The organism is Caproiciproducens sp. LBM24188 (genome assembly GCF_054130445.1).
The window spans coordinates 2,438,337-2,455,654 of the sequence record NZ_CP196862.1 but is presented as its reverse complement, the minus strand read 5'-3'; the positions used below and the strand labels follow the sequence as shown (position 1 = coordinate 2,455,654).

Here is a 17,318-nt window from a genome sequence, read left to right as displayed (position 1 = left end):
ATAGCGATTCAGCAAAATCAATTCTTTTTTACTTGCGCGGGCTGAACTGGCGGAATTGGTTTTGCGGAATAGCTTACAATTTCGATTTTATTTTTGCTGTGGTATTCTTTGGTCACGTTGTCCCGCACCACTTCCATCTGGTTTTTGCGCAGCAGCTTGACAAGGGGGTACACATCCACCCAGATTTCGTTGTTGCATTCTTTTTGACTTTCGTTAAAAATCAGTTCCAAACCGAAATGCAGATGGCTGAGCCGAATGTTGTTGACGTTTTCCGTGGTACTGTACCCGGTATGCCCCACGTAGCCGATTACGTCACCGGCCGTCACCTTGCTGCCGACGGTCAGGCCTTCCGCGTAAGGCCGGTTTTGGCGCAGGTGAGCGTAATAATAGTAACGGTGCTGGTCCAGACTGCGGATGCCGATACGCCAGCCGCCGTATTGGTTCCAGCCCAAAGCTTCCACAATCCCGGATTCTACTGCGATGACAGGCGTGCCGGTGGCGGCGATCATATCGTGCCCCAGATGCTTTCGAGTAAAGCCGTAGGTGCGTCGATTCCCGAAATCATCCGAGTCACTGTAAGGGTAAAATTTTGCAATCGGGGAAAAGCCCATCAAGCCGTACTTTTCCTCTCCGTTTACTTTGTAGGTGCCTACCATTCCGCCTAATACGGCTGTGTAGGCCTGAAAATAATAGGAGTAGTTTTTCATTCCCTTTGTCAGTTCATCCATGCTTTGTGACTGTAGCTTTGCCACCAGAGCGTCCATGTCGTTGCTTTTGCATTTGGAGAAATTACCCCCGTATTTTGCGCCCAAATACGCTAGAAGTTCAATCCAGCTGACCGGCTGGCCGTTTTTGTGGGATTCAATATCAATATTCAGCGCTTTCTGCATGGCAAGGTAGGAAACGCTGAAATCCACCCACTTAATGTAATCGTTTCCGCTCTCGTTTGTTTCCACCGCCACGGTGGTCGTGCCCGCGTCCTTTGCGGCATTGTCCCATGCAATGTGGCTCCCAGGAGTATTGTTCCAAGGAGCAGCAACCAGAACGGAGAGTAAGGCGACAACCAGTGTCATTATAACCAGCTTCGTGCTTTTTGAAAACCGGCAAATCAAGCAATCACCCGCTTTATTATTCTGAAAACTTTCTAACTTCATTTTTATGGGGCGGAACGCAAAATTATCGCAAATTTTTCCGGTTTATTGTGAAAGTATAGTGGGTATTGCTTGTGCAGACTAAGAAGCCTGGCTGAGTTCATCCAAAATAGAAAATCCCCCATGCCCTAAAACAAGGGGGCATGGGGGATATGTCACAATATTAGCTGTTTTTTGATAGGAAAACGGCGCCGACGGTCTGAAACAGAATCTTAATGTCGTTCCAGAATCCGATGTTGCGTAAATACTGTAGATTTAGTTCCATTTTTGGCGGCAGGATTTTTTCCACATATACCTTCTCCGGATCGCCGCCCGCGTTGAGGATTTTATCTTCGTCCTTAAACGCAATGCTGGAGGACGCGGTGATTCCGGGACGGATTAGGAGAGTTGCCATATATTCGGGTGTGTAGGCGTTTACGTATTTCCGTACTTCCGGTCTTGGCCCAACCAGGCTCATACTGCCGCCCAGTACGTTCAGAATCTGCGAAAATTCGTCCAGCCGCAACTTGCGGATCAGTCTTCCTACCCGCGTAATCCGGGGGTCCTCCCCTAAGGTGAGGGGCGGGCCGACCTGGTCGGCGTTTTGTATCATCGTGCGGAATTTGAAAATTTTAAAATCGCGGTTGAAACGTCCGACTCGTACCTGACGGTAGAACACGGGACCTTTCGAGTCCAGCTTAATCGCCGCGGCCAGAATCAGGCAGAAGGGGGACAGAATCACCAGAATGACAAGGGAAACCGCAATATCGAAAATGCGTTTCACTGCCAGGGAGTACCATTTTTTATTCAGCAGAGCGCAGTACTGCTCCGTATATTCATTTTTCATACTTTCCGGAAGTTCGCGATAGTTCACACCAATACCCCATTTTTTGTGGTTTCATAAAGCCGGCCACGGTTTGCTTTCGTTTGGAAGAAAGAAGAAACCGTAATGCCAGCCTGCCTGAAAGAAATATTTGTCCTTTTTCTGTTGTTTAAACACGCCCGCAGGAATCATTATGTAGTCAGCCCCAAAAATTGCGCCGCCATAGGCGGGAAGGCGCTGCGCGCCGCACAGCAATTTTTCGAATGTCAAATCATCCTTAGATGATATGTCTATTCTATCACAGTCTATTTATAAACACGACCGCAGGAATCATTATGTAGTCAACCTAAAAAATTGCGCCGCCATAGGCGGGAAGGCGCTGCGCGCCGCACAGCAATTTTTCGAATGTCAAATCATCCTCAGATGATTTGACTATTATATCACATTGTGAAAGCCAAAACAATTTTTATCGCTGCAATATATTTACAATACGGAGTTTACAATGCTATACTAAGGAAAACTGTAATTCGACAGAATCACTATAAGGGGGACCAATTATGTATTATCTTGGTATTGACCTGGGTGGGACGAATATTGCTGCCGGCGTGGTAGATGAAAGCTACCAAATTTTAGCTACGGCAAAGCAGAAAACCCAAGTGCCCTGCGAACCGGAAAGTTTGTGTGAGCAGCTGGCCACCACCGCGCTGCAGGCGCTGAAAAACGCAAACCTTACCCTTGACGATATCCCCTGGGTTGGCATTGGCACACCAGGTACGGTTAACCGTGACAATGGTGTAGTGGAATTTTCCAACAATCTGTTCCTCAGCAACTATCCGCTGCGTGAATTGCTGGAAAAGCGTCTGAATAAAAAAGTCATTGTGGAAAACGACGCGAACGCCGCGGCTTACGGCGAATATAAGGCGGGCGCTCTGAAGGGTGCGAAAAACGGGCTTGCCATTACGCTGGGAACTGGCGTTGGCAGCGGCATTATTATTGACGGAAAGGTTTATTCCGGCTTTAACTATGCGGCTGGTGAAATGGGCCATACGGTGATTGTTTACAACGGCCGGCATTGCACCTGCGGCCGCAACGGCTGCTGGGAGACCTACGCTTCCGCCACCGGTCTAATCAATATGACCAAGGAAGCCATGCAGGAAGTCAGCGACCATACGCGGCCGATCTGGACCCTGGCAAACGGCAGTTTGGAAAATGTCACTGGACGTACGGCGTTCGATGCCATGCGCGCGGGCGACCCGACGGGCAAACAGGTCGTGGACCAGTATATCGGTTATTTAGCCTGCGGCCTTGCAAACTGCATCAATACGCTCCAACCGGATATTCTTTGCATTGGCGGCGGCATTTGCAACGAAGGGGAAACTTTGCTGAAACCGCTTCGTGAACTGGTGGCAAAAGAGGTTTATACCACGCGCTATACTGCCAAGAATACGGTTATCTGCCGGGCACAGCTCGGCAACGACGCCGGTATCATTGGTGCGGCACTGCTCGGCGCGTAAGGACGGGTAAGCACGATAAAAGGAAAGTGGGGAAGATTCATGAGTATTGAAAAATCAGTGTTCGGCAAAATGCCGGACGGTACGGTGGCGGATTTATACACCCTGAAAAATACAAGCGGCATGACGGCTCAGATCTCCAATTACGGCTGCCGCATTATTAAATTGCTTACAGCGGACAAACACGGCGAGTATGCCAATATGCTGCTGGGTCACGACACGTTCGAGGAGTACCTTAGACCGGGCGACGTGCACGGTGCGGTGATCGGTCGTTTTGCCAATCGCATTGGCGGAGCACGTTTTTCCATTAACGGCAAAGAGTATACCCTGACGGCGAACGACGGGGAAAACTCCCTGCACAGCGCCCCGGGTGGATTCCAGAACCAATTCTGGCGGCTGAAACGCAGCGACAACAACGACGATGCGCCCTCCATTACGTTCGAATATCTCAGCAAAGATGGCGAATGTGGGTTCCCCGGTAATCTAAAGGCGACCGTTACCTATACGCTTTCTACAGACAATGCGCTGATTATCGAGTATCAGGCGGAAACCGACCAGGAAACGCCCATAAATCTGACCAATCACGCGTATTTTAACATTACTGGCAATCCCCGCAAGGATATTCTTTCCAACGAACTGCAGATTAACGCGGATTTCATCACCGAGGTCAGCGACGCGTTGATTCCGACCGGAAAGCTGCTTCCGGTCGCAGGAACTCCGTATGATTTCAACCGGTCCAAGACCATCGGTCAGGATATCCGTGCCGATGATCCCCTGCTGAAAAAATGCGGCGGATATGACCATAACTACGTCCTGAAGGGCGAGGGCATGCGCAAGGTGGGCGAACTTTACGATCAGGCCAGCGGCCGCGTGATGATGGTCTTTACCGATATGCCCGGTATGCAGGTTTACACGGATAATTTCGATAAACCGGAAAAGCTGAATGGTGGCGTTTCGCATACCGTGCATCATGCGGTTTGCCTGGAAACGCAGTTCTTCCCGGATTCCGTGCATCATCCGGAATTCCCTTATGCAAATCTGAAACCCGGCGAAAAGTTCCATCGCACTACTACTTATAAATTTGCAGTCCGGTAATTTTTTACATACAGGATATTTCTCAACCCCAATAAAAAAGAGCCGCTTCCAGCTGGAAGCGGCTCTTTTTTCTCCGGGGCACTCCTAAAATTCAGGGTTACTCCAGAATTTCCAGCCAGTATCCGTCCGGGTCGGAAATAAAGTAAAGGTCCATGTCGTGATTTTCATAGCAAATGCATCCCATTTCCTTGTGCAGCGCGTAGGCGGCCTTTTTATCCTCTACCCGGAATGCAAGGTGAGATTCGTTGTCCCCCAGGTTATAGGGCTCCTTGCGGTCACGCAGCCAGGTCAGCTCCAGTTGGAAATCGGTTTCTCCGTCTCCCAAGAACGCCAGTGTAAAGGAACCGTCGGCGGCACTTTTTCTGCGCACTTCGTGCAGTCCGAGCGCTTTCTCATAAAAAGCGATGCTCTTTTCCAAATCCATTACATTTAAGTTTGCGTGTAAAAACCTTGATTTCATAAGAATCAGCCTCCGGTCTGTTTTTGGCTTTAGTATAACCGAATAGGGTCTGCTTTTCAATGATTCGTTAGATACGAATGGAATATTTTTGTTTTCTTCCTGTCATCCTGTGCTATAATATCTATAATAAAAATCTTAATGGAATAAAATCTAGATTGAACTGGAGTCATACAATGGAAACAATCAGGCCGGGGCGGTACCGCCATTTTAAGGGAAATGAATACCGCGTTCTGTATCTTGCCACCCATTCAGAAACGGGGGAACCCATGGTAGTTTATCAGGCCCTTTACGGGGAGCGTGGAATTTGGGTGCGCCCTGCTTCTATGTGGAACGAAACCGTGGAGCGGGATGGCCAGGTTTTCCGCCGCTTTACCTACCTTGGAGAATAAAGCGGCGCACGATAAGAAACAAAGGGAAGGACGGCAGTAGGTATTAATATACAGATTTTTGGAAAGGCAAAGTGCTTCGACACTAAAAAAGCGGAGCGCTACTTTAAAGAACGGAACATAAAATATCAGATTATCGACGTTGCCAAATACGGTATGAGCAAGGGGGAATTCCGTTCCGTGAAAGAGGCGGTGGGCGGCCTGGAGCCGCTGATTGACCCAAAGTCCCCCGATGCCGCACTGGTAAAATACCTTGCTTACGAGGAAGACCGGGAGGCAAAGCTGCTGGAAAACCCGAAGCTGTTCCGCACGCCGATTGTGCGCAACGGCAGACAGGCGACTGTCGGTTACTGTCCGGATGTTTGGAAGACATGGGAATGACCGGTTTATACGGTCAGCGGTGTTTTTGCTGTATTCTATTTTATAATTATCATATTTGAAAACTAAGGATGGAGGAATGGAAAATGGAACGTTATGCATGGAAAGCAACCGTTAAGGAAGGAAAATTGGAGGAGTATACCCGCCGCCACAAGGAAATCTGGCCTGAAATGGTAGAGGTGCTTAAACAGGCAGGAATCTGCAATTACAGCATCTGGAATGTGGGCAACGAGCTGTTCGGATATTATGAGTGCGAAAAGGGTGCTGACTACGCGGCAAAAGTACAGGCAGAAAGCCCAGTTGTGGACAAATGGAATGAATATATGAAAGATGTTATGGTGATGGAAATGGATCCCGTGACCGGCGCACAGCCGATGCTTCGGGAAGTGTTTTATCTAAAATAATTTTACATAACAATTTATATCACAAAAAGAAGCGCGGTAAGTGGAATTTCCATTCCTCTTACCGCACTTTCTTTTATAGAAAAGCTGTTTTCGGGTTATGATTGGAGATTTTTACTTGGTACAGCGGCTCGGCTTTTGTATTATGACCGTTTCCTTTCTACAAATACTGCAATCGCCTGGCTGATAAAGTCGGCAGTACCGTCATCGTATTTTCCGTCGATATTTTTGGTGAATCGTTCATCCGCCGTATACATCTGTCCCAGACCGGACAATATTTCATCCGTACAGTGATAAAAGTTCTCCGTAAGAAAGTTCTGCCAATCCGCAACCAACTGTTGAACCTCTGGGTGGGCTGGGCCTAAACTCCGCTTTGCGGCGAATTGCCGGAAAATGTGGTCAAATTCCCCGGAAATACTCGCCCACTCCTTTTTTCCATATTGCTTTGTGCGGTGCACGCTTTCCTGGTAAGCCTCCGTGTTTCCCCAACGTTCCATCGCTTCCTGCCCGTATTGCTTTTTTGCGGCTTCGATTTCGCTTAAATCGAATTCCTGAAAACTCATGTTTGATTCTCCTTTCAGTGTCTGGTCGACCAGGGCAATTAGACCATCCAGCCGGTTCCGTTTTAGAACAAGCAGGTTTCGGTGGTTTTCTAATGCCTTGTTCCGGTCAAACGAGGGATCGTTCAGAATTTGACCGATTTCTTTCAACGGAAATCCAAGTTCCCGGAAAAACAAAATCTGCTGAAGCCGTTCGAGTGCGGGTTCCCCGTACAGCCGGTAACCGGCTTCTGTAGTTTCATCCGGATGAAGCAGCCCGATTTTGTCATAATACTGCAATGTGCGCACACTGATTCCGGTTAGCTTTGCGGTTTCGTTGATTTTCAGTTTCATTCTGACCGCCTCCCAGGCTTTAAACTTTGCCACTGATGAAAGCTGTTCTGTCGGACGTTTTTACAGCTTTCTCAGCGATTACTTCAAGAATAAACTATGACGCAGCGTAGGAGTCAAGAGTATTTTTCATTTTATTTTGTATATATTGTGTTTTTATAGTGTATAGCAGATTGCTTTCAGCCGGAGCTTTGCAAAACATCCGCCAGCCAGGCTTTTATTATTAGATTTTAATATTGATTTGCCCATTATGAATGACAGAAAAACCAGAGGGAAGACTATTTACGAAAAAAATTAACTTTTTTTGAAAAAGGGTGTTGACATTCTGTGCTGGAAGTGTTAAACTAGCAGAGCTGTCTGAGAAACGGCGTGCGAAAAAGCTTGAATTTGCGGTAGAAATGTGGTTTTCAAAAACATTTCGAAACACTTCAAAAAAGATGTTGACAAACACAAAACACTGTGATATAATCAATATCACGCTCGTCTGAAACGGCAAGCCGGTCAATAAAAACCGAAACTGCTAATATGACAGCGCAGGACCTTGAAAATTAAACAACGTAACGAATTAGGAACCCGTAAAGATTCCGGAAAAGTTGAAAGACTTTGAGGATTTACGAAGTTGGCTGTCACTTAAGAAAAAAGACAGCAGAATACACGTTAGTGTATCGTATTTCGAGCGATTCAAGCTCTGAATATTTGATGTAAACACTCGAAAGAGTGATTTATATACAATATTTTAGAGAGTTTGATCCTGGCTCAGGACGAACGCTGGCGGCGTGCCTAACACATGCAAGTCGAACGGAGTGATTCGAAAGCTTGCTTTTGAATCACTTAGTGGCGGACGGGTGAGTAACGCGTGAGTAACCTGCCTTTCAGAGGGGGATAACATCCTGAAAAGGATGCTAATACCGCATAACATATCGAGGCCGCATGGCATTGGTATCAAAGGAGCAATCCGCTGAGAGATGGACTCGCGTCCGATTAGCCAGTTGGCGGGGTAACGGCCCACCAAAGCGACGATCGGTAGCCGGACTGAGAGGTTGAACGGCCACATTGGGACTGAGACACGGCCCAGACTCCTACGGGAGGCAGCAGTGGGGGATATTGCACAATGGAGGAAACTCTGATGCAGCAACGCCGCGTGAGGGAAGAAGGTCTTCGGATTGTAAACCTTTGTCCTTGGTGACGAAACAAATGACGGTAGCCAAGGAGGAAGCTCCGGCTAACTACGTGCCAGCAGCCGCGGTAATACGTAGGGAGCAAGCGTTGTCCGGATTTACTGGGTGTAAAGGGTGCGTAGGCGGCTCTGCAAGTCAGGCGTGAAAACTATGGGCTTAACCCATAGACTGCGTTTGAAACTGTGGGGCTTGAGTGAAGTAGAGGTAGGCGGAATTCCCGGTGTAGCGGTGAAATGCGTAGAGATCGGGAGGAACACCAGTGGCGAAGGCGGCCTACTGGGCTTTAACTGACGCTGAAGCACGAAAGCATGGGTAGCAAACAGGATTAGATACCCTGGTAGTCCATGCCGTAAACGATGATTACTAGGTGTGGGTGGTCTGACCCCATCCGTGCCGGAGTTAACACAATAAGTAATCCACCTGGGGAGTACGGCCGCAAGGTTGAAACTCAAAGGAATTGACGGGGGCCCGCACAAGCAGTGGAGTATGTGGTTTAATTCGAAGCAACGCGAAGAACCTTACCAGGTCTTGACATCCAACTAACGAGGCAGAGATGCGTTAGGTGCCCTTCGGGGAAAGTTGAGACAGGTGGTGCATGGTTGTCGTCAGCTCGTGTCGTGAGATGTTGGGTTAAGTCCCGCAACGAGCGCAACCCTTGTGATTAGTTGCTACGCAAGAGCACTCTAATCAGACTGCCGTTGACAAAACGGAGGAAGGTGGGGACGACGTCAAATCATCATGCCCTTTATGACCTGGGCCACACACGTACTACAATGGCCATTAACAGAGGGAAGCAAGACCGCGAGGTGGAGCAAAACCCTAAAAATGGTCCCAGTTCGGATCGCAGGCTGCAACCCGCCTGCGTGAAGTTGGAATTGCTAGTAATCGCGGATCAGAATGCCGCGGTGAATACGTTCCCGGGCCTTGTACACACCGCCCGTCACACCATGGGAGCCGGTAATACCCGAAGTCAGTAGTCTAACCGCAAGGGGGACGCTGCCGAAGGTAGGATTGGCGACTGGGGTGAAGTCGTAACAAGGTAGCCGTATCGGAAGGTGCGGCTGGATCACCTCCTTTCTATGGAGAACTGACCAGTTGAAAGAAACTGGTCTAACATCCAAGGTCGGTTACGGAAGCCTAATTTGAAAACGTTGTTTAATTTTGAAGGCCCTGAAAAGAGCTTTCAAGAAGTGGAAACAAGGGTAGAACAACCTGAGTGACGCTGCCTTTCATAATGGGGGTTTAGCTCAGCTGGGAGAGCGCCTGCTTTGCAAGCAGGAGGTCAACGGTTCGATCCCGTTAATCTCCACCACGGGCACAGCCCGAAAAACAAATGTGGCTATATGGGCACAAGAATTAAACCGGATAGCCTCTAGCCAGAAATATGGGCTTATAGCTCAGCCGGTTAGAGCGCACGCCTGATAAGCGTGAGGTCGGTGGTTCGAGTCCACTTAAGCCCACCAAAGCAAACAACGATGTTGTTTGCACGTGTACATTGAAAACTGAATAAAGAAGAAGCAGATAAAGCGAGAAAGAAGTTATTTTTAATTAGAAATAATTAAATCTACAATTTCAAAGAACCAAGAAAACACATGGTCAAGCTACAAAGAGCGCAAGGGGAATGCCTTGGCACTGGGAGCCGATGAAGGACGCGACAAACTGCGAAAAGCTATGGGGAGCCGTAAGTGGGCATTGATCCATAGATATCCGAATGGAGCAATCCGGCTGGAGTCATGTCCAGTCACCGTATACTGAATTCATAGGTATACGGAGGGAACCGCCTGAACTGAAACATCTAAGTAGGGCGAGGAAGAGAAATCAAACGAGATTCTGCGAGTAGTGGCGAGCGAAAGCGGAAGAGGCTAAACCGGGGATAGCAATATCCCCGGGGTTCGGACGGCAATGTGGATGCTGGAATTTAGCAGAATGGCATGGGAAGGCCAACGAAACAGTGTGAGAGTCACGTATGCGAAAAAGGAAAGCGCCTAGCCGTATCCAAAGTACCGCCGGACACGTGAAACCCGGTGGGAAGATGGGGGGACCACCCTCCAAGCCTAAATACTACCCAGTGACCGATAGAGAAGAGTACTGTGAAGGAAAGGTGAAAAGGACCCCGGAAGGGGAGTGAAAAAGAACCTGAAACCTTGTGCTTACAAGCACCGAGAGTCCGTCAAAGGGTGATCGGGTACCTTTTGTAGAATGGTCCGGCGAGTGAATGTATCTGGCAAGGTTAAGGACTTCAGGTCTGGAGCCGCAGGGAAACCAAGTCTGAATAGGGCGTATGAAGTCAGATGTATTCGACCCGAAACCGGGTGACCTACCCATGTCCAGGTTGAAGTGGGGGTAAAACCCCATGGAGGACCGAACCGACTCCCGTTGAAATGGTAGCGGATGAGGTGTGGGTAGCGGAGAAATTCCAATCGAACCCGGAGATAGCTGGTTCTCTCCGAAATAGCTTTAGGGCTAGCCTTGTATTAGATTCCCGGAGGTAAAGCACTGAATGGTCTAGGGGCCGAAAGGTTACTGAAGCCTATCAAACTAAGAATGCCGGAGAATTGATGTACAGGAGTCAGACAGCGTGAGATAAGTTTCGTTGTCAAAAGGGAAACAGCCCAGACCCACAGCTAAGGTCCCAAAATATGGTTAAGTGGAAAAGGATGTGGGGTTGCACAGACAACCAGGATGTTGGCTTAGAAGCAGCCACTCATTAAAAGAGTGCGTAATAGCTCACTGGTCGAGTGACCCTGCGCCGAAAATTTAACGGGGCTAAATCATATACCGAAGCTTGGGATTCCGTAAGGAATGGTAGGAGAGCGTTGAATAAGGGGTGAAGTCAGAGCGGAAGCGCTGGTGGACTTTATTCAAGTGAGAATGCCGGAATGAGTAGCGCGAAATGTGTGAGAATCATATTGGCCGAAAGTCTAAGGTTTTTGGAGGAAGGTTCGTCCGCTCCAAGTAAGCCGGGAGCTAAGGTGAGGCTGAGAAGCGTAGCCGATGCACATACGGTTGAAATTCCGTAGCCGCCAAAAGATTTAAGTAAGAGGACACCTGAGAAGTGCATAACCCGGGCGATGGTTGCCCCGGGCGTAAGGGACCGAAATTAGAGTAGGGAAGTATGCATGAATCAGGGCGAGAAAAGTCTTATGTATATCTGAGGCGCCCGTACCGCAAACCGACACAGGTAGACAGGAAGAGAATTCTAAGGCCAACGGGAGAAGGGTAGTTAAGGAACTCGGCAAATTGACCCCGTAACTTCGGGATAAGGGGTGCCACAGCAATGTGGCCGCAGAGAATAGGCCCAGGCAACTGTTTAGCAAAAACACAGGTCTCTGCCAAATCGTAAGATGACGTATAGGGGCTGACACCTGCCCGGTGCTGGAAGGTTAAGAGGAGATGTGCAAGCATCGAATTGAAGCCCCAGTAAACGGCGGCCGTAACTATAACGGTCCTAAGGTAGCGAAATTCCTTGTCGGGTAAGTTCCGACCCGCACGAATGGTGTAATGATCTGGGCACTGTCTCAACTACCCGCCCGGCGAAATTGTAGTACCGGTGAAGATGCCGGTTACCCGCGACAAGACGGAAAGACCCCATGGAGCTTTACTGCAGTTTAATATTGGGTTTCGGTAGCTTATGTACAGGATAGGTGGGAGACTGGGAAACCGTGGCGCCAGCCGCGGCGGAGTCGTCCTTGGGATACCACTCTTAAGTTGCTGAAATTCTAACCTGCGGCCGTGAATCCGGCCGGGGGACATTGTTAGACGGGCAGTTTGACTGGGGCGGTCGCCTCCAAAAGAGTAACGGAGGCGCTCAAAGGTCAGCTCAGCACGGACGGAAACCGTGCCTTAGAGTGTAAACGCACAAGCTGGCCTAACTGCGAGGGTGACGGCCCGAGCAGTAACGAAAGTTGGAGTTAGTGATCCGGCGGTATGAGAGTGGAATTGCCGTCGCTCAACGGATAAAAGCTACCCTGGGGATAACAGGCTGATCTCCCCCAAGAGTCCACATCGACGGGGAGGTTTGGCACCTCGATGTCGGCTCATCACATCCTGGGGCTGTATTCGGTCCCAAGGGTTCGGCTGTTCGCCGATTAAAGTGGTACGCGAGCTGGGTTCAGAACGTCGTGAGACAGTTCGGTCCCTATCTGTCGTGGGCGCAGGATATTTGCGGAGAACTGTCCTTAGTACGAGAGGACCGGGATGGACGCACCTCTGGCGCACCAGTTGTCATGCCAATGGCACAGCTGGGCAACTATGTGCGGATCGGATAAACGCTGAAAGCATCTAAGCGTGAAGCCGGCTCCAAGATAAGATATCCCACAGCGTAAGCTGGTAAGGCCCCTTGAAGACTACAAGGTTGATAGGCTGCGTGTGTAAGCACGGTAACGTGTTCAGCTTGGCAGTACTAATAGGCCGAGGGCTTGACCATATTTTTTGGTTTGCCCAATATGCAGTGCACACTGCATGGCGCTTTCTGTTTCACATCTTTATTCAGTTTTCAGTGTACACAATGTATTCCTAATGGAATGTATCTTGTTTCAATGATTATTCTGTTTATCAGAATAATATATAGTTGGTGCTGATGATGATGAGGGTCCACCCGTTCCCATTCCGAACACGGAAGTTAAGCTCATCGATGCCAAAGATACTTGGCTGGCGACGGCCCGGGACAATAGGAAGGTGCCAACACAAAAGAACGTCTATTTAGACGTTCTTTTTTATTTTATAATACTTAACAATCCCCGCTGATTCTATTAGCGGGGATTTCTGTATTACTGCACCCCATCCTATTTGACTCCATTTAAATGCTATGACAACTGAAACTAAAAGTAGAACAAAAGTCTTTAAAAGCATATTGACAAATCTTTTTTATTTTTATTAATAGAACAAAAATAGTGATGACCACGGTGCTTAGACATACAATTCGTTTTTGTGTCATGATTAAGCGTAGGAATTTCCTGCGCTTTTCTTTTTAACAAAAATAAGTTATTGACACATTGGAGGTTTAAATTAAAAAGTTTTTCTTTCTATTATATCGATTGCTTTTATGATTTTTGATGGGATTACATGTCTTGTATTTCCGTATACAGTAAAGATGATTATTGACCGAGTGTCGGGTTACTCCAATGAATCATTTCTATCGATCATTATAAAATCGGTTGCTCTGCTTATTATGGTATTAATGGTTGCTCGTTTAAGAAAAGGCTTTCAGACTAAATTAACCAAAAATATTTTGGTTCAGCTGAAGCAAAAGATATTGGAAAATGCCATGAAAAATAACAATCTTACTTCAGAATACATATCCATATTAACAAATGATATGAATTTGTATGAACAGGATTATTTGAACGCATTGTTTGATTAGTTATATCACTATGTCGTTGGTTGCCATAGCAATGTTGTTTTCTTAAAGTATCATTCATGGAACAGTTATTCTGGTTATGACCGTTTTATCGATTGGTGTAACCTTCTTTTCCGGAAAAAGTTCATGAAAAAGAAATTATCCGTATCCTTCTCGTTAGCGCAGTACACAGGGGTAATCAATAATATGGTAGGTGGTTTTGAGGTTATTTCAACGTTTAACGCATACCACCGCATGGCAAAAGAATTTGAAAAGGAAAACCAAAGCGTTGAAACGATAAAACAGAAATTAACATTATATATGGCTATGATCGAGATGATCTCGACTGACATGACGATGTCGATGTTCTTAACGAGCTTTATAAGGAAGAAAGTGATAAAGGAGTACAGGGGCATATACCGGAATGCTGCGTTTAAATACGTTCATACAAGAAAGAATATGTATTTGGCTTTGACCGTCGAATTCTGTAACACTTGCAGGATTTTCCCCGGTCGGATATAATAAGATTATCTGATTTGGGGGAATGTGCAATGGCAGCAGGAGGAAAAAACCTGGCGGAGACCGTGGCGGAAGAAATCATATCCATGATTACAGTAGAGCATAAGTTTCAGGTGGGAGATCAGCTTCCAAATGAAAACGAACTTTCCGCTGCCTTAGGGGTCAGCCGAACCACGCTTCGCGAGGCGGTGCGGATTCTGGCTGCCCACAATGTGTTGGAGATTCGCCGGGGCTGCGGAACCTACGTAAAAAACGGAGTGAATGCCGACGGGAACATCGGTTTGAAAGAGCTGTCCGCTTTTCCAATGGATATTAAAGATCTGTATGAAATGCGGCTGATTTTTGAACCGGAGACCGCCTATTACGCCGCAAAACGTGCGACCGACCGAGAACTGGAGCGGATTTTATCTTATGGCCGCCTGGAAGAAGAGCTGATTCTGAAGAAGCAGGACCGTACCGAAGCGGAGCGTATGTTTCACAAAGCGATTGCTAATGCGACCCACAACGAGTTTATGAACCGTCTCATGCCGATTTTGTATCGTGCCATTGACAAAGGAGTTGTTCTTGCCGATGCCCGGGAGGAAATGGTGCAAAATACGCTGACCGATCATCACATTATCATGGATTTCCTGGAGAAGCGGGATGCGGAGGGTGCGAAAACCGCAATGAAACTTCATATCATCCATGCGATGCGCGGTTTTGGTATCGAGGAAGACTAAAATTCATGTCAAGAATAAATGGAAAAAATTACTGCAAGAAATGTAGAAAAAGCTTTAATTTATAGTTGACAAGCGTCTAGTAGTGGTGATATAATTAAACACGCTGATTCGCGCGAGTGCTGGAATTGGCAGACAGGCACGTTTGAGGGGCGTGTGTTGTATGACGTATGGGTTCAAGTCCCATCTCGCGCACCAATTAAGAAACCTGAGAAGCCGCATATGCTGGTTTTTCAGGTTTCTTTTTTTACGTAATTGGCCTAATAAGGCCGATTGGGTTTTCAGGAACGGCTCGTGTACCACTGATTCCGTCGCCAGTCGTAATCCTCTGAAGGCTGGTGGAATTTGGATACCCATCTGTACTGTCCTAAAAACTTTTACCTTATGGCAGCAGGTGCAGCGCGCGGCGGAGTCATCTTTATGGCAAGCCTAGGCAAAGGGCAGAAAGCGGACAAACAAATTTTGCTAGATGCTTTAAACTGGACGCTGATTGAGCTATAATAAATGTAACAATATGGAGAGCGGGGGTTTTATGGATTCAAAATATACGGTATCTTTGGCAAAGGTAATCAAAGAACTTTCCCTGGATGAAATTTATATGCCCGGCAACCCGGAAGAAATTATGATTTCTTCCCCAGATGTAAACCGCCCAGGCTTGGAACTGAATCGTTTCTATGATTACTATGACCGCAGCCGCATTATTATTTTCGGCAACGCGGAGACCGCTTTTTTAAACTCCATTTCAGCGGAAGCGCGCGCGCAGGTGCTGAACGAGATTTTTTCCAAAAAACCGCCGGCGGCGATTATTGCAAGAAATATTAAGCCCATGCCGGAGCTTCTGGCCGCGGTAAAGGGAAACAACATTCCGCTGCTTGGCACGCCGGATACGACATCCAGTTTGGTTGCGGCGCTGGTTGCTTTCATGAATGTAGAGCTGGCCCCCCGCATCACGCGCCATGGCGTACTGGTCGAGGTTTACGGCGAAGGAATCCTGCTGGTGGGCGACAGCGGCGTCGGCAAGAGCGAAACGGCCATTGAGCTGATTAAGCGCGGGCACCGGCTGATTGCGGACGACGCGGTGGAAATTCGCCGGGTTTCGGCAAGATCCCTGGTGGGACAGGCTCCCTCCAATATCAGGCATTTTATTGAACTGCGCGGCATAGGCATTATAAATGCGAGAAGAATTTTCGGTATGGGCGCCGTTAAGCTGACCGAAAAAATCGATCTTGTAATCAATCTGGAAATTTGGGACAGCAAAAAAGTCTATGACCGCATGGGCATTGACAGCGAGTTTACCGAAATTTTGGGCATTAAGGTTCCCGTGCTGACCATTCCGGTCAAGCCGGGCAGAAACCTCGCGGTCATCATTGAAGTAGCGGCCATGAACAACCGCCAGAAAAAGATGGGCTACAATGCAGCGCAGGAACTGCTGCAGAGCCTTGGCATGGATTTAAGCACCATGCAGGAGCAGGAAAAGAAACTGGAACTTGATATATAAAGCCGTTTTGGGCCTGCCTGCAAACAAATTTCCACAGAAACCGGGGTTTTGCCGGCTTTATCGCTTCGCTTTGATGGCGATTCTGCCGGTTTGCACCAGCGGCATCATTTTACGGGCAGACCATTTTGGAACCGGCGGATTGGATTGGCGAAAGGATAATCATAAGGATGAATATTATAGCGGATACGCATACGCATACGATTGCTTCCACGCATGCTTACAGCACATTGCAAGAGATGGTTCACGCCGCGGCCATGAAAAAACTTTATGCGGTTGCCATTACCGACCATGGAATCGCGATGCCCGGCGCGCCGGGAAAATGGTACTTCCACAATATGCGCATTTTACCGCACCGGCTGGAAGGGGTTCTGCTGCTTCGCGGGGTGGAAACCAACCTCATCGATTATGAGGGAACCATCGACTTGGAACCGGACTGTGTCAATGATATTGATTGGGTGATTGCTTCCATCCACGGCGTTTGTATGCCGGAACAGAAACCGACGGTGGAACTGGTTACGAACGCATGGCTGAACGTGGCGAAAAACCGCTATGTCCGCGTCATTGGCCACTGCGGAATGGCCGACTATCCCTTTGACTACGAGCGCGTGATTCCGGAGTTTGGACGGAACGGCAAACTTGTGGAGATGAACGAGGGCACTTTTGTCAGCCGAAGTACTTCCGTACCGAACTGCAAAAAAATTATGGAGCTGTGCAAAAAGCATGGGGTGCCGATTATCGTCAATTCCGACGCCCACTTTTCCACGCAGGTAGGCTGTTTTAAAAATTCCCTGAAGCTTCTTCAGGAAATTGATTTTCCGGAGGAACTGGTGGTCAATTCCAGTGTGGCCCGTTTTCAGCAGTATGTAAAGCAGTATACCGGCGTGTTTGATACGCTGACATCTCTTTAAGATTCGGCATTTGTTTCGGGTTCGGGGTGGATTGATTCACGTCTGGAATCCGTTGCAAAATTTGGTGTTTGCATTTATTCTTTTTAA

General features: G+C 48.0%; 14 protein-coding genes, 3 tRNA genes and 3 rRNA genes. 15 read left to right on the top strand and 5 right to left on the bottom strand.

The genetic code is table 11. The annotated features are described in order from the left end of the window. Nucleotides 1-17: 17 nt before the first annotated feature. The 3 genes from ACSVDI_RS11570 to ACSVDI_RS11560 all read right to left on the bottom strand — a co-directional run bounded on the left by ACSVDI_RS11570 (nucleotide 18) and on the right by ACSVDI_RS11560 (nucleotide 2,223). Nucleotides 18-1,073, bottom strand: coding sequence for a M23 family metallopeptidase (locus ACSVDI_RS11570; RefSeq protein WP_457943087.1), 1,056 nt, complete (start codon nucleotides 1,071-1,073; stop codon nucleotides 18-20). 241 nt (nucleotides 1,074-1,314) lie between these two features. Continuing rightward, nucleotides 1,315-2,004, bottom strand: coding sequence for a sugar transferase (locus ACSVDI_RS11565; protein WP_457943085.1), 690 nt, complete (start codon nucleotides 2,002-2,004; stop codon nucleotides 1,315-1,317). Nucleotides 2,005-2,028: 24 nt separating this feature from the next. After that, a complete protein-coding gene (locus ACSVDI_RS11560; protein ID WP_457943084.1) occupies nucleotides 2,029-2,223 on the bottom strand; it encodes a hypothetical protein in 195 nt (64 codons plus the stop codon). 287 nt (nucleotides 2,224-2,510) lie between these two features. On the opposite strand from ACSVDI_RS11560, the gene ACSVDI_RS11555 reads away from it, so the two are divergent. Next, on the top strand, nucleotides 2,511-3,467 hold the full coding sequence (locus tag ACSVDI_RS11555; protein ID WP_457943082.1) for an ROK family protein: 957 nt from the start codon (nucleotides 2,511-2,513) through the stop codon (nucleotides 3,465-3,467). 39 nt (nucleotides 3,468-3,506) lie between these two features. After that, nucleotides 3,507-4,559 carry an aldose epimerase family protein gene (locus tag ACSVDI_RS11550; protein ID WP_457943080.1) on the top strand — a complete coding sequence of 351 codons (1,053 nt, stop codon included), beginning with the start codon at nucleotides 3,507-3,509 and terminating at the stop codon, nucleotides 4,557-4,559. Between the two features lie 97 nt (nucleotides 4,560-4,656). On the opposite strand, the gene ACSVDI_RS11545 is transcribed toward ACSVDI_RS11550, so the two are convergent. Then, complete coding sequence (locus ACSVDI_RS11545) at nucleotides 4,657-5,019, bottom strand: VOC family protein (RefSeq protein ID WP_457943079.1); 363 nt, start codon at nucleotides 5,017-5,019, stop codon at nucleotides 4,657-4,659. Nucleotides 5,020-5,192: 173 nt separating this feature from the next. Here ACSVDI_RS11545 and ACSVDI_RS11540 point away from each other — a divergent pair, with 173 nt between their 5' ends. The 3 genes from ACSVDI_RS11540 (at nucleotide 5,193) to ACSVDI_RS11530 (ending at nucleotide 6,187) form a co-directional block, all read left to right on the top strand. Next, nucleotides 5,193-5,408 (top strand): DUF1653 domain-containing protein, encoded by a 216-nt coding sequence (locus tag ACSVDI_RS11540; RefSeq protein WP_457943078.1) that lies wholly within the window; start codon nucleotides 5,193-5,195, stop codon nucleotides 5,406-5,408. A gap of 42 nt (nucleotides 5,409-5,450) precedes the next feature. Further along, a complete protein-coding gene (locus ACSVDI_RS11535; protein ID WP_457945640.1) occupies nucleotides 5,451-5,786 on the top strand; it encodes an arsenate reductase family protein in 336 nt (111 codons plus the stop codon). 83 nt (nucleotides 5,787-5,869) lie between these two features. Further along, complete coding sequence (locus ACSVDI_RS11530) at nucleotides 5,870-6,187, top strand: L-rhamnose mutarotase (protein ID WP_457943077.1); 318 nt, start codon at nucleotides 5,870-5,872, stop codon at nucleotides 6,185-6,187. Nucleotides 6,188-6,327: 140 nt separating this feature from the next. Here the strand turns inward: ACSVDI_RS11530 and ACSVDI_RS11525 are convergent, their stop codons facing one another. Next, nucleotides 6,328-7,077: a MerR family transcriptional regulator gene (locus ACSVDI_RS11525; RefSeq protein ID WP_457943076.1), complete on the bottom strand. Its 750-nt coding sequence runs from the start codon at nucleotides 7,075-7,077 to the stop codon at nucleotides 6,328-6,330. A gap of 730 nt (nucleotides 7,078-7,807) precedes the next feature. Here ACSVDI_RS11525 and ACSVDI_RS11520 point away from each other — a divergent pair. The 10 genes from ACSVDI_RS11520 (at nucleotide 7,808) to ACSVDI_RS11475 (ending at nucleotide 17,231) form a co-directional block, all read left to right on the top strand. Further along, nucleotides 7,808-9,329 (top strand): 16S ribosomal RNA (locus ACSVDI_RS11520). A gap of 159 nt (nucleotides 9,330-9,488) precedes the next feature. Continuing rightward, nucleotides 9,489-9,564 (top strand) — tRNA-Ala (locus ACSVDI_RS11515). 74 nt (nucleotides 9,565-9,638) lie between these two features. Next, nucleotides 9,639-9,715 (top strand) — tRNA-Ile (locus ACSVDI_RS11510). A gap of 131 nt (nucleotides 9,716-9,846) precedes the next feature. Continuing rightward, a 23S ribosomal RNA gene (locus ACSVDI_RS11505) occupies nucleotides 9,847-12,678 on the top strand. A 143-nt stretch (nucleotides 12,679-12,821) separates the two neighbouring features. Next, a 5S ribosomal RNA gene (rrf, locus tag ACSVDI_RS11500) occupies nucleotides 12,822-12,938 on the top strand. The 16S, 23S and 5S rRNA genes sit together here with 2 tRNA genes alongside, the layout of an rRNA operon. A 1,203-nt stretch (nucleotides 12,939-14,141) precedes the next feature. Continuing rightward, nucleotides 14,142-14,828 carry a FadR/GntR family transcriptional regulator gene (locus ACSVDI_RS11495; protein ID WP_457943074.1) on the top strand — a complete coding sequence of 229 codons (687 nt, stop codon included), beginning with the start codon at nucleotides 14,142-14,144 and terminating at the stop codon, nucleotides 14,826-14,828. 110 nt (nucleotides 14,829-14,938) lie between these two features. Then, nucleotides 14,939-15,023, top strand: a tRNA-Leu gene (locus tag ACSVDI_RS11490). 147 nt (nucleotides 15,024-15,170) lie between these two features. After that, entirely contained in the window at nucleotides 15,171-15,326 is a 156-nt protein-coding gene (locus tag ACSVDI_RS11485) for a hypothetical protein (RefSeq protein WP_457943072.1), read from the top strand. Between the two features lie 31 nt (nucleotides 15,327-15,357). Beyond that, nucleotides 15,358-16,323 (top strand): HPr(Ser) kinase/phosphatase, encoded by a 966-nt coding sequence (gene hprK, locus ACSVDI_RS11480; protein ID WP_457943071.1) that lies wholly within the window; start codon nucleotides 15,358-15,360, stop codon nucleotides 16,321-16,323. A 167-nt stretch (nucleotides 16,324-16,490) separates the two neighbouring features. Then, nucleotides 16,491-17,231: a phosphatase gene (locus ACSVDI_RS11475; protein WP_457943069.1), complete on the top strand. Its 741-nt coding sequence runs from the start codon at nucleotides 16,491-16,493 to the stop codon at nucleotides 17,229-17,231. Nucleotides 17,232-17,318: the final 87 nt, after the last annotated feature.